Source organism: Collimonas sp., assembly GCF_035566555.1.
Classification (GTDB): Bacteria; Pseudomonadota; Gammaproteobacteria; order Burkholderiales; family Burkholderiaceae_D; genus Collimonas.
Map to the genome: position 1 here is coordinate 47000 of NZ_DATMRB010000173.1, position 11864 is coordinate 58863.

The window sequence follows — 11864 nt, forward strand, 5'->3', positions numbered from 1 at the left end:
ATGTATTCCAACTAGCCGAAAACCTGCTGTTTTGCTTTAAAATGGCAGATCGTATCCAAGGAGCGTTGCGACAGACATGGTCTGCCAGGCTTGGAACGGTCAATACGCAACTGCGCTCACGTTACTTTTTTTCTAACGAAAGGAGGGCGTGATGAACGCCGCTGTAATGAACTCTACTGCACACTCAACCTCTTCCAGCCAAGACTACGTCGTTGCCGACATCAGCCTGTCGGGCTGGGGCGACAAGGAAATCCGGATCGCCGAAACCGAAATGCCGGGCCTGATGGCGATCCGCGACGAGTTCGCCGCCGCGCAGCCGCTCAAGGGTGCGCGCATCACCGGTTCGATCCACATGACGATCCAGACCGCGGTGCTGATCCAGACCCTGGAAGCGCTGGGCGCCAAGGTGCGCTGGGCATCCTGCAACATCTACTCGACTCAGGACCACGCCGCCGCCGCGATCGCCGCTGCCGGTACGCCAGTGTTTGCCTTCAAGGGCGAATCGCTGGACGACTACTGGGAATTCACGCACCGCATTTTCGAATGGCCGGGCGAAGAGCAAGCCAACATGATCCTGGACGACGGCGGCGACGCAACCTTGCTGCTGCATCTCGGCACCCGTGCCGAAAAAGATGCGTCGGTCCTGAGCAACCCGGGTTCGGAAGAAGAAATCTGCCTGTTCAACGCCATCAAGAAAAAGCTGGCCACTGCACCGAACTGGTATTCGACTCGCCTGGCCCAGATCAAGGGCGTGACCGAAGAAACCACCACTGGCGTGCACCGTTTGTACCAGATGCACAAGGAAGGCAAGCTGGCTTTCCCTGCCATCAACGTCAATGACTCGGTCACCAAATCCAAGTTCGACAACCTGTACGGCTGCCGCGAATCGCTGGTGGACGGCATCAAGCGCGCTACCGATGTCATGATCGCCGGCAAGGTCGCCGTGATCGCCGGCTATGGCGACGTCGGCAAGGGTTCGGCGCAAGCCATGCGCGCCCTGTCGGCGCAAGTCTGGGTTACGGAAGTCGATCCGATCTGCGCCCTGCAGGCGGCGATGGAAGGCTACCGCGTGGTGACCATGGAATACGCAGCCGAGCACGGCGACATCTTCGTCACCTGCACCGGCAACTACCATGTCATCACCCATGCGCACATGGCAAAGATGAAAGACCAGGCAATCGTCTGCAACATCGGCCATTTCGACAATGAAATCGAAGTCGCCGCCCTCAAGCAGTACGAATGGGAAAACATCAAGCCGCAAGTCGACCACATCATTTTCCCTGACGGCAAGCGGATTATCCTGCTGGCGGAAGGCCGTCTGGTGAACCTGGGCTGCGGCACCGGCCATCCTTCGTACGTGATGAGCTCGTCGTTCGCCAACCAGACCATCGCCCAGATCGAACTGTTCGTGAACACCAAGGCTTATCCGGTCGGCGTCTACACGTTGCCGAAGCATCTGGATGAAAAAGTCGCGCGCCTGCAATTGAAAAAGCTGAACGCCCAACTGTCGGTGCTGACGGAAGAGCAAGCTGCTTATATCGGCGTCAAGCAAAGCGGCCCTTACAAGCCGGAACACTACCGCTACTAAGCAGTTAACAATCCGGCCGCCGGCTGCCTGATGGCGGCCGGCGGATCTTCCACCATCAAGAGGAAACTCAATGCGCTTACTGATTACCTGGCTGATTAATACCCTGGCCTTGCTGGCGGTGCCGTACCTGATGCATTCGGTGCAATTCACCAGTTTCGGTGCGGCGCTGATCGCGGCGCTGGTGCTGGGTCTCGTCAATACCCTGATCCGTCCGGTGCTGCTGCTGCTGACCTTGCCGGCGACCTTGCTGACCCTGGGCTTGTTCATCTTTATCATCAACGGCCTGATGTTCTGGCTGGTATCGCAACTGGTCAGCGGCTTCTATGTCGCCGGATTCTGGGCGGCGGTAGGCGGCGCGATCTTGTACAGCATCGTTTCGTGGGCGCTGTCCACGCTGCTGTTGAAGAAGAATTGATTGGCACAGAAAATGGCACAAAAGAATTTTAGTATCGAATTTTTCCCGCCGAAGACGCCTGAGGGCACGGAAAAGCTGCGGGTGACGCGCGCCAAGCTGGCGGAACTGCATCCGCGCTATTTCTCGGTGACCTTCGGCGCCGGCGGTTCGACCCAGAAGGGTACGCTGGACACGGTGCTGGATATCCGCAGCGAAGGCCACGAAGCGGCGCCGCATCTGTCCTGCCTTGGCAGCTCGCGCGAATCGCTGCGCGCGATCCTGGCGCAATACAAGGATCACGGCATCAAGCGCCTGGTGGCCTTGCGCGGCGACCTGCCGAGCGGTTACGGCGCGATGGATTTTTCTTCCGGCGAATTCCGCTATGCGAATGAGCTGGTGGAATTCATCCGCGCCGAAACCGGCGACTGGTTCCATATCGAAGTCGCCGCCTATCCGGAAATGCACCCGCAGGCAAAGTCGCCGCAAGACGACGTGCAGCGCTATGTAAGCAAGGTGAAGGCGGGAGCCAACGGCGCCATCACCCAGTATTTCTACAACGCCGACGCCTATTTCCGTTTCGTCGACGAAGCGCAAAAACTGGGGGCGACAGTGCCTGTGGTTGCCGGCATCATGCCGATCACCAACTATTCGCAGCTGATGCGTTTTTCCGACATGTGCGGCACTGAGATTCCACGCTGGATCCGCCTCAAGCTGGCCAGCTACGGCGACGATACCGATTCGATCCGGGCTTTCGGGCTGGACGTGGTGACCCAGCTATGTGAGCGCTTGCTCGCCGGCGGCGCCCCGGGATTGCACTTCTATACCTTGAATCATTCGCCGGCGACAATCGCCATCTGGCAGCGCCTGAAGTTATAAGCTGGCTGACTCCGTGATGATGGCGTCCAGCGCAATGTCATGCGGGTCGCCGTCAAATTCCGCTAGTCCGCAGGAGTAGGCAATCCCGATTGCCTGCGGACGCGGCGCCAGCGCCAGCGTCCTATCGTAAAAGCCGCCGCCGTAGCCGAGCCTGAGCTTGCGGCGGTTGAAGCCGACGCAAGGAATCAGCAAGGCTGACGGCGTCGCGCTCACATTGCTGGCCGGCACAGCAACTCCGAAGCTGTCTTTAACCATACTGTCGCCGGGCGTCCAGGCGAGAAAACGCAGCGGACTATCGTTGCCGGCCACCACCGGCAGCGCCAGCGCCACGCCGCTGGCCGTCAGTTCGGCGTAAACCGGCCGTAAATCGGGTTCGCCGCGGATCGGCCAGTAAACCCCCAGCACGCCGTTCGGCTGCGTCTGCCGCCACGATGCGGCCCAGGCCAGCACGCGACGCCCCAGCTCCTGGTCCCAGTCGCTGCGGCTATCGGCGGCGATGGCGCGCCGCGCCGCCAGCAGGGTAAGTCGCAATGCGGCTTTGTCCGGGTTTGGTGTTGCATCACTGGCATCACATGCTATGCTAGACGTCATCGCTCGTACCCGTAAAAAATAGGTTTAACATGTTCAAAAAGAAATGGCTTGCCGTTATCGCCGTCGCCGTGGCCTCTTCCGCCGTGCTGACAAGTGCAGCTTATGCGCAAAAACGCTCCGCCAACAGCGCATCCATCGGCAGCTACGCCAGCCAGGATGACGCATTCCTCGCTCTGCGCGACGCCGCCCGCGCAAATAACGCCGACAAGGCAGAATTGCTGGCCTCGACCCTGAGTGATTATGACATTCCTTCGTATGTCGATTACTACCGTCTCAAACCGTTGATCAAGGACCTGGTCGCGCCGCAGGCTGACATCCGCGACTATCTCAGCCGTTACGACGGCAGCGCCATCGCTGACCGCCTGCGCAACGACTGGCTGCTGGAGCTGGGCAAGGCCGGCGACTGGGCCACTTTTGACGAGCAATATCCAAAATTCGTGCTGGACGACGACACTCAGCTGAAATGCTATGCGCTGACCTCGGCGGCCTTGAAGGGCGTGAATGTGGCGGCTGAGGCGCGCGCCTTGCTGACGACGCCGAAAGATTTCGGCCAAGGTTGCACCGACCTGGTCGGTACGTTGGCGCAGAACGGCCAGTTCACGGCTGACGACGTCTGGTTCCAGATCCGCCAGGCGGTCGAGTCCGGCTTTGCCGGCGTGGCGCGCCGCATGACGCCGTTTGTCGATGCCGATGATGCCCAGGTGGCGCAAGCCATCGATAAATCCGCGCTGCTGCTGGCGCGCGGCCCGGGCGCTGGCCGCAGCGGCCACGAATTGTTCATCCTGGCCCTGGGACGCGTGGCCAAGAATGACCCCAGCCGTGCGGCCGGCGCCTTGAGTACATCATCGGATCAGTTGACATCCGCCGAGCGCTCGCTGGCATGGGCGCAGATTGCCTTGCAGTCGTCGCTCAAGCTGGAACCGCAAGCTTTGGACTACTGGCGTCAGGTAAAGAACAACGCGCCCCTGTCCGGCGACGCCTATCAATGGCGTGTGCGTTCGGCCCTGCGCGGCGGCGACTGGAAGCTGGTCCGCAGCGGCATTGAGGCGATGCCGGCAACCCTGCGCAGCGACCCGACCTGGATTTACTGGCTGGCCCGCGCCGATCAGGCAGACGGCAAGGTTGACCAGGCCCAGCAGCAGTTCCAGTCGATCGCCGACCAGACCAATTTCTACGGTCAGCTGGCGCTGGAAGAACTGGGACAGAAAATCATCGCGGTTTCGTCGACCCAGGCATTCAGCCCGATCGAGATGGCGGCCATGACGAATAACCAGGGCTTCCGTCGCGCCCTGCGGTTTTTTGACATGAATCTGCGTTTTGAAGGCGTGCGCGAATGGAACTGGGAATTGCGCAAGATGACTGACCGCCAGCTGTTGACGGCGGCCGAATTCGCGCGTCAGAACAATGTCCTCGACCGCATGGTGAATACCTCGGACCGGACCAAGGTCGAAGTCGATTTCAACCAGCGCTTCCCGTCGCCGCATCGCGACGTCATGACCACCAACACCCAGAACCTGGGACTCGACATGGCTTGGGTCTACGGCTTGATCCGGCAAGAGTCGCGCTTCATGCGCAGCGCGCGCTCGAATGTCGGCGCCAGCGGCCTGATGCAGGTGATGCCGGCGACGGCCAAATGGGTCGCCAAGAAAATCGGCCTGAGCGGCTTTACCACCGACCAGATCTCGGATGTGAATACCAATATCTTGCTGGGAACGAATTATCTGAGCATGGTGCTGTCCGACCTGGACGGTTCGCAAGCGCTCGCCTCGGCGGCCTACAATGCCGGCCCGGGCCGGCCGCGAGCCTGGCGTTCGACCTTGCCCGGCACGGTGGAAGGCGCGATATTTGCCGAGTCGATTCCGTTTAACGAAACCCGCGGCTATGTCAAGAATGTGCTGTCCAATGCGACTTATTATGCAGCCCTGTTTGACGGCAAGCCGCAGTCGCTGAAAGCGCGTCTCGGTACGGTTGCGCCCAAGGGTTTTGTCGAATCGGCGCTGCCTTGATCGCAGGCTGGGCACATCGTGCCCACGTGTGAGCCGCAGGTGAAGTGAATTACAGGGCGGGCATGATGTGTCCACCCTGCTGGCAGTCCAGGAGCCGCGTATGCAAACCACAGAACTTGATCCCAGCCTGTCAGCCGCTTTGCAAAAGGCAGGCAAGGATGGTCTGACGCTGGTGATCGGCAACAAGAACTATTCTTCCTGGTCGATGCGGCCATGGGTGGCGCTGACCGCATTCGGCATTCCATTCAAGGAACACAAGATCTTGCTGCGGCAGCCGCATACCGCCAATGAAATAGGCCGCTATTCCGCCAGCGGCCGGGTGCCGATCCTGCTGGTGGGCGAGACGCCGGTCTGGGATTCGCTGGCGATCTGCGAATACCTGGCTGACCAGTTTCCCGATCTCGGCATGTGGCCGCAAGACACGCTGGCACGCGCCACTGCGCGCTCGATCTGTGCCGAGATGCACTCTGGATTCACCGCCCTGCGCGCCGACATGCCCATGGATATCCGGGCTCACAAGCCAGGACATGGGCGGACCGCTGGCGCCCAGGCCGATATCGCCAGGGTGGTCGAGATCTGGGAAACCTGCCTGTCCGAATTCGGCCATCATCAATTCCTGTTTGGCGCATTTTCGATCGCGGACGCCTATTTTGCGCCGGTAGTGATGCGCTTCCACAGTTACGGCGTATCGCTGGCGCCGGCCTTGCAAGCTTATGCCGAGCGGGTGCAGGCACACCCGGCGGTGACGCGCTGGATGCGTGAAGCGCTGGCCGAAACCGAAGTATTGCCGGACTAGTTTCATCTCATCAGGTTGAATCAACGACATGAAAGTTTATGCGGTAGGCGGCGCGGTGCGCGACGAGTTGCTGGGTTTGCCGGTCAAGGACCGCGATTACGTGGTGGTCGGGGCGACGCCGGACGACATGCTGGCGCAAGGCTTCCGCCCGGTCGGCAAGGATTTTCCGGTATTCCTGCATCCCGACACGCATGAGGAATATGCGCTGGCGCGCACCGAGCGCAAGACGGCGCCCGGCTACAAAGGCTTTGTATTTCATACCGCAGCCGACGTCACGCTGGAGCAGGACCTGGTGCGCCGCGACCTGACCATCAACGCTATCGCACGCGCCGATGACGGCAGCCTGGCCGATCCGTTCAATGGCCGCCAGGATTTGCAAGACCGCGTTTTCCGCCACGTCTCAGATGCTTTTGCCGAAGATCCGGTGCGCATCCTGCGTGTCGCGCGCTTTGCTGCGCGCTTCACCGACTTCACGGTAGCACCGCAGACCAACGCCCTGATGCAACGCATGGTGGCGGCGGGCGAGGTCGATGCATTGGTGCCGGAGCGGGTCTGGCAAGAGCTGGCGCGCGGCCTGATGGAAAGCAAGCCATCGCGCATGTTCGAGGTCTTGCGCGCATGCGGCGCGCTGGCGCGCATCATGCCGGAACTGGATGCATTGTGGGGGATACCGCAGCCGGAAAAATATCATCCGGAAATCGATACCGGCGTGCATGTGATGATGGTGGTGGATACCGCCGCCCGCGCAAACTATCCACTGCCGGTGCGCTTCGCTACCATCATGCATGATCTTGGCAAAGGCGTGACTCCGGCTGCCGGCTGGCCCAGTCATCACGGTCATGAAGGCTTGGGTGTGGAACTGGTGGAGCGGGTTTGCCAGCGCCTCAAAGTACCGGGCGAGGTACGCGACCTGGCCCTGATGACCACTCGCGAGCACGGCAACGTCGGCCGCGCATTCGAGCTGCGCGCCGCCACCATCGTCAACCTGCTGGGACGCTGCGACGCATTTCGCAAGCCTGAGCGCTTTATTGATATGCTACGTGCCACCGAATGCGATTCTCGCGGCCGGACCGGCTATGAGGACAAACCGTTTCCGCAGCTGGCCTATCTGCAGGCGGCATTGCAGGCAGCGCAGTCGGTCAATGCCGGCGTCATTGCCGGCATGTTCCAGCAGCAGCCGCAGCGCATACCCGAGGCGATCCACGCTGCCCGGGTGGAAGTGGTTGAGCAGCTGCTGCAAGCGCAACGGCAATAATCCCGATCAGCTTGTCCGACCAGAGAGGCCAGGATGACAGCCACAGATATAAAGACAGCCGGCGGCGCCGGCTCGGGCCAGGCCAAGGCGGCGCGACCCATCGTCTTCGTCAAGGAATTGTCGCGTCGGGCGCGCAAGCGCCTGTTGCGCCATTTCCTGGCGCTGAGCAGCGGCGACCGCCTGCTGCGTTTCGGTTCGGCGCTGTCGGACGATCTGGTCAGCCGCTACGTGGAAAATATCGACTTCTCGCGCGACACCGTATTCGGCGTCTACGACCGTAAGCTGCGTCTGCTCGGCGTCGGCCATCTAGCCTTCGCGCCGCGCGAGGCGCTGCCTTCGGTGAGCGCCTCCACCACCAAGGAACGGGTCGCCGAATTCGGTGTGTCGGTGGCTGCTTCCGCGCGCGGCCTGGGCGTAGGCAGCCGCCTGTTTGAAAGGGCGGCGATACGTTGCCGCAATGTCGATATCGATACCTTGTACATGCACTGCCTGTCGTCCAACAAGGTGATGATGCATATCGCCAAGAAGGCCGGCATGGCGATCCACCGCGATTACGGCGAGGCCGACGCCTACCTGAAACTGCCGCCGGCCAATCCCGCCAGCGTGCTGCAGGAGGCGGTGCAGGAACAGGCGGCCATGCTCGACTACACCTTCAAGGCGAACCTGCGCGCCGCCCTCAAATGGCTGGGTAGCCTGCGCGGTATCAAGCGCGATTAGTGGCTGTTACAGTCCACTGCTTTCCGCTCCGCGGCCTGGCTAAAGCAAAGGCAACGCCGTCGTATCTTTCACCCGCTGCAGCGCGAAACTCGATTTGACATCCAGCACCGCCGGATGGCGCAGCAGGGTCTCCATCATGAAGCGCGAAAAATGCGCCATGTCTTCCACGTGCACCCGGAGCAGGAAATCCATTTCGCCGGTCATGGCGTAACACGCAACCACCTCTGGCCAGCGCTCTACCGCGGTGGAAAACGACACCCGCGGCGACATGGTCTGATGCTGCGCGGCCGCGGCCTTGGTGCCGCTCAGGTATAGCGGATCGCTATGCTTTTCCAGGCGCACATTGATGTAGGCCAGCAGGCCGAGGCCGATCTTGTCCGGTTCCAGCAGCGCCACGTATTGCCGGATCACACCCGCCTGTTCCAGCTGCTTGATGCGGCGCAGACAGGGAGAGGGCGACAGGTTGACGCGTTCGGCTACCTCCTGATTACTGAGACGGCCATCCTCCTGCAAGATCGCCAGAATCTTGCGATCGGTTGCATCCAGTACAATCGTTGGCATAAATGACCTTAAAAGCTATGATTTTTGACATATTAATGCGCAAATAATTGTTTGTGGGACAAAATTTGCAATTAACTGCTTTCGTCTCAGCCGTATACTGTAGGCATAAAATTGGCAAAATGCCTTGAATCCGGGACCGACAGAATGAATGCAAACGTATTGGACATGAACTTGAACACCGATGATTTCTTTGCCACCGTCGCTGAAAAGTCGGACGGCGCCTCGCTGCGCGGCGACTACAGCAAGATCGACGCGCGCTATGTGGTCAAGCAGGACTGGGACGCCTACACGCCGGAGCAGCATGCGCTGTGGCGCCGCCTGTACCAGCGCCAGGCCAAGCTGATCCCGGGGCGCGCTTGCGATGTTTTCATCGAAAGCCTGGAACTGCTCAATATCGGCGACGGCATTCCGCGCTTTGAAGAAAGCTCGGCCTTGCTGTTCAAGGCTACCGGCTGGACGCTGGTGGCGGTGCCCGGCCTGGTGCCGGACCACGTGTTTTTCGAGCACCTGGCCAGCCGCCGCTTCCCGGTCACAGTCTGGCTGCGCGATCCGGAGGAATTCGACTATATCGTCGAACCCGACGTGTTCCACGACTTTTTCGGCCACGTGCCGCTGCTGTTCAATCCGATTTTTGCCGACCATCTGCAGGATTACGGCAAGGGCGCGCTGAAAGCGATGAAGCTGGACGGCCTGTCGATGCTGGCGCGCCTGTACTGGTACACGGTTGAATTTGGCCTGATCCAGAGTCCAGAAGGCTTGCGCGTGTACGGCGCCGGGATTCTCTCGTCCGGCGGCGAAATCGAGCATTGCCTGAGCAGCAAGGCGCCGCTGCGCCTGCCGTTCGATGTCGAGCGCGTGATGCGCACCCTGTACAAGATCGACTCCTACCAGGAAACTTATTTTGTCATCAATGATTTCAAGCAACTGTTCGACGATACCGCGCCGGATTTCACGCCCATCTATGCGCGCCTGAAAGACTTGCAGCCGTTAGCGGCGAATACCTTGCTGGATGGCGAGACGAATCTGCAGTTGAAATAAAAAAGCGGATCCTGCCGGGGAGGGCAGAATCCGCAAACTAGTGATAATGGGAACACTAGAGGGAGGAATGCCCGACATGGCTGGTCCAGGGGAGGTATGCAGCCACATCTGACAAGTTGCCATTACACGCTGAGTCGTGCTCCCGATCTACTCGATTTACCAGTTGTTACAGTTGTTACCCCAATGCCGGCGCGCTTGCATGCTGCGGCGTGCATTGAGTCGGCCCCCCGCTTGTGATAATCTGGGGGCCGCAATAGATAGTAAAAAACAGGACGATTTGCCCACAAGGCGAAGACGTTTTTACCGCGTAGGATAACCTCCACGCAGTGCAATCAAAAACATAATTTTTGGCACGGAGACTGAATGAACGCACCACTCAAATCGGCGCAAGCCTTGCTGCCCACGCAAGCGTCTGAAGCTGATAGCATTTCCCTTGATGATAAATTTACACTAGAACGTGGCCGTGCTTTCATGACGGGCACGCAGGCCATCATTCGTTTGCCAATGTTGCAACGGCAGCGCGATGTGCTGGCTGGCTTGAACACCGCCGGTTTCGTGACCGGCTATCGCGGTTCCCCCCTCGGCAGCGTCGACCTGACTGCCGCCAAGGCCAAGATATACCTGGAATCGCATCACGTCAAATTCCACCCCGGCATGAATGAAGACCTTGCCGCCACCAGTGTCTGGGGTACGCAGCAGGTGAACCTGTTTCCCGGCGCGCAATACGATGGCGTGTTCGGCATGTGGTACGGCAAAGGCCCTGGCGTCGACCGCTGCGGCGACGTCTTCAAGCACGCCAACATGGCCGGCACCTCCAAGAATGGCGGCGTGCTGGTCTTGGCCGGCGACGACCACGCAGCCAAATCGTCGACCACCGCGCACCAGAGCGAACACATCCTGAAAGCCTGCGGCATTCCGGTGCTGTATCCGTCTTCGGTGCAGGAATACCTCGATTACGGCTTGCATGGCTGGGCCATGAGCCGCTATACCGGTCTATGGGTATCGATGAAATGCGTCACCGACCTGGTCGAGTCCGGCGCGTCGATCGATCTCGATCCGGACCGCGTCAAGATTGTCTTGCCCACCGCTGCCGATTTCGAACTGCCGGCCGACGGCTTGAACATCCGCCTGCCCGATACCGTGCTGGGCCAGGAAGCGCGGATGAACAATTACAAATGGTACGCAGCGTTGGCCTATGCCCGCGTCAACAAGCTGAACCAGATCATCTGGGATAGCCCGCGCGCCAAGATCGGCATCATCACCGCTGGTAAATCCTACCTGGACACGCGCCAGGCGCTGGCTGATCTCGGCATCGACGAAACGGTGGCGCGCGATATCGGCATCCGCCTGTACAAGATCGGCATGACCTGGCCGCTGGAAGCGGAAGGCGTGCGCGAGTTCGCGCAAGGCCTGGAAGAAATCCTGGTGGTGGAAGAAAAGCGCCAGATCCTGGAATACCAGGTCAAGGAAGAACTCTACAACTGGCGCGACGATGTGCGGCCGCGCGTGGTCGGCAAGTTCGACGATACCGGCGAGTGGAGCAACCGCAGCGGCGAAGGCCATGGCGACTGGCTGCTGCCGGCTACCTATGAACTGAACCCGGCGCAGATCGCCCGCGCCATCGCCACCCGCGTGTCGAAATATTTTGCCGGCCATCCGGTAGCAGAACGCGTACAGCAGCGGGTCGCCTATCTGGAAGCGAAGGAAGCGCTGCTCAACATCAGCAGCAAGCCGGATCCAAACAAGGACCGCGTGCCGCATTTCTGTTCCGGCTGCCCGCACAATACCTCGACCAAGCTGCCGGACGGCAGCCGCGGCCTGGCCGGTATCGGCTGCCATTACATGGTGTTGTGGATGGACCGCGAATCGTCCACCTTCACCCACATGGGCGGCGAAGGCGTGACCTGGGTCGGCCAAGCGCCATTTACCACGGAAAAGCACGTATTCGCCAATCTCGGCGACGGTACTTATTTCCACCCCGGGCTGCTGGCGATCCGCGCATCGGTCGCGGCCAAGGTCAACATCACCTACAAGATCCTGTT

General features: G+C 60.3%; 10 protein-coding genes, 1 pseudogene and 1 riboswitch. Of the genes and pseudogenes, 9 read left to right on the top strand and 2 right to left on the bottom strand.

Translation table 11 applies throughout. From position 1 onward, the window contains the following. The first annotated feature begins 51 nt into the window (after positions 1–51). A riboswitch (S-adenosyl-L-homocysteine riboswitch) is annotated at positions 52–125 on the top strand. 26 nt (positions 126–151) lie between these two features. The 3 genes from ahcY to metF all read left to right on the top strand — a co-directional run bounded on the left by ahcY (position 152) and on the right by metF (position 2858). Next, a complete protein-coding gene (ahcY, locus tag VNZ65_RS21640; protein WP_325672738.1) occupies positions 152–1588 on the top strand; it encodes an adenosylhomocysteinase in 1437 nt (478 codons plus the stop codon). 70 nt (positions 1589–1658) lie between these two features. Further along, entirely contained in the window at positions 1659–2003 is a 345-nt protein-coding gene (locus VNZ65_RS21645; RefSeq protein WP_061944706.1) for a phage holin family protein, read from the top strand. Between the two features lie 12 nt (positions 2004–2015). Beyond that, positions 2016–2858, top strand: a complete 843-nt coding sequence (metF, locus tag VNZ65_RS21650; protein ID WP_062119358.1) for a methylenetetrahydrofolate reductase [NAD(P)H] — start codon at positions 2016–2018, stop codon at positions 2856–2858. Here the strand turns inward: metF and VNZ65_RS21655 are convergent. After that, positions 2853–3389 carry a 5-formyltetrahydrofolate cyclo-ligase gene (locus VNZ65_RS21655; RefSeq protein WP_325672741.1) on the bottom strand — a complete coding sequence of 179 codons (537 nt, stop codon included), beginning with the start codon at positions 3387–3389 and terminating at the stop codon, positions 2853–2855. The two genes, metF and VNZ65_RS21655, sit on opposite strands and share 6 nt — an antisense overlap. 89 nt (positions 3390–3478) lie before the next feature. On the opposite strand from VNZ65_RS21655, the gene VNZ65_RS21660 reads away from it, so the two are divergent. The 4 genes from VNZ65_RS21660 (at position 3479) to VNZ65_RS21675 (ending at position 8223) form a co-directional block, all read left to right on the top strand. Further along, a complete protein-coding gene (locus VNZ65_RS21660) occupies positions 3479–5455 on the top strand; it encodes a lytic transglycosylase domain-containing protein (protein WP_325672743.1) in 1977 nt (658 codons plus the stop codon). A 100-nt stretch (positions 5456–5555) separates the two neighbouring features. After that, positions 5556–6251: a glutathione S-transferase family protein gene (locus VNZ65_RS21665; protein ID WP_325672745.1), complete on the top strand. Its 696-nt coding sequence runs from the start codon at positions 5556–5558 to the stop codon at positions 6249–6251. A 28-nt stretch (positions 6252–6279) separates the two neighbouring features. Then, a complete protein-coding gene (locus tag VNZ65_RS21670; RefSeq protein ID WP_325672746.1) occupies positions 6280–7506 on the top strand; it encodes a multifunctional CCA addition/repair protein in 1227 nt (408 codons plus the stop codon). Between the two features lie 33 nt (positions 7507–7539). Then, positions 7540–8223, top strand: coding sequence for a GNAT family N-acetyltransferase (locus VNZ65_RS21675; protein ID WP_325672748.1), 684 nt, complete (start codon positions 7540–7542; stop codon positions 8221–8223). A 39-nt stretch (positions 8224–8262) separates the two neighbouring features. On the opposite strand, the gene VNZ65_RS21680 is transcribed toward VNZ65_RS21675, so the two are convergent. Then, positions 8263–8784 (bottom strand): Lrp/AsnC family transcriptional regulator, encoded by a 522-nt coding sequence (locus VNZ65_RS21680; protein ID WP_325672750.1) that lies wholly within the window; start codon positions 8782–8784, stop codon positions 8263–8265. A gap of 165 nt (positions 8785–8949) precedes the next feature. Here VNZ65_RS21680 and phhA point away from each other — a divergent pair, with 165 nt between their 5' ends. Continuing rightward, on the top strand, positions 8950–9822 hold the full coding sequence (gene phhA, locus VNZ65_RS21685; protein WP_414649195.1) for a phenylalanine 4-monooxygenase: 873 nt from the start codon (positions 8950–8952) through the stop codon (positions 9820–9822). Between the two features lie 363 nt (positions 9823–10185). Next, positions 10186–11864: pseudogene (locus tag VNZ65_RS21690) on the top strand (indolepyruvate ferredoxin oxidoreductase family protein); the annotation flags it as partial.

Excerpts from the sequence above, each read along its gene's own strand:
- ahcY (WP_325672738.1), top strand. The coding sequence starts at position 152 with ATGAACGCCGCTGTAATGAACTCTACTGCACACTCAACCTCTTCCAGC.
- VNZ65_RS21645 (WP_061944706.1), top strand. The coding sequence starts at position 1,659 with ATGCGCTTACTGATTACCTGGCTGATTAATACCCTGGCCTTGCTGGCG.
- metF (WP_062119358.1), top strand. The coding sequence starts at position 2,016 with ATGGCACAAAAGAATTTTAGTATCGAATTTTTCCCGCCGAAGACGCCT.
- VNZ65_RS21660 (WP_325672743.1), top strand. The coding sequence starts at position 3,479 with ATGTTCAAAAAGAAATGGCTTGCCGTTATCGCCGTCGCCGTGGCCTCT.
- VNZ65_RS21665 (WP_325672745.1), top strand. The coding sequence starts at position 5,556 with ATGCAAACCACAGAACTTGATCCCAGCCTGTCAGCCGCTTTGCAAAAG.
- VNZ65_RS21670 (WP_325672746.1), top strand. The coding sequence starts at position 6,280 with ATGAAAGTTTATGCGGTAGGCGGCGCGGTGCGCGACGAGTTGCTGGGT.
- VNZ65_RS21675 (WP_325672748.1), top strand. The coding sequence starts at position 7,540 with ATGACAGCCACAGATATAAAGACAGCCGGCGGCGCCGGCTCGGGCCAG.
- VNZ65_RS21680 (WP_325672750.1), bottom strand. The coding sequence starts at position 8,784 with ATGCCAACGATTGTACTGGATGCAACCGATCGCAAGATTCTGGCGATC.
- phhA (WP_414649195.1), top strand. The coding sequence starts at position 8,950 with ATGAACTTGAACACCGATGATTTCTTTGCCACCGTCGCTGAAAAGTCG.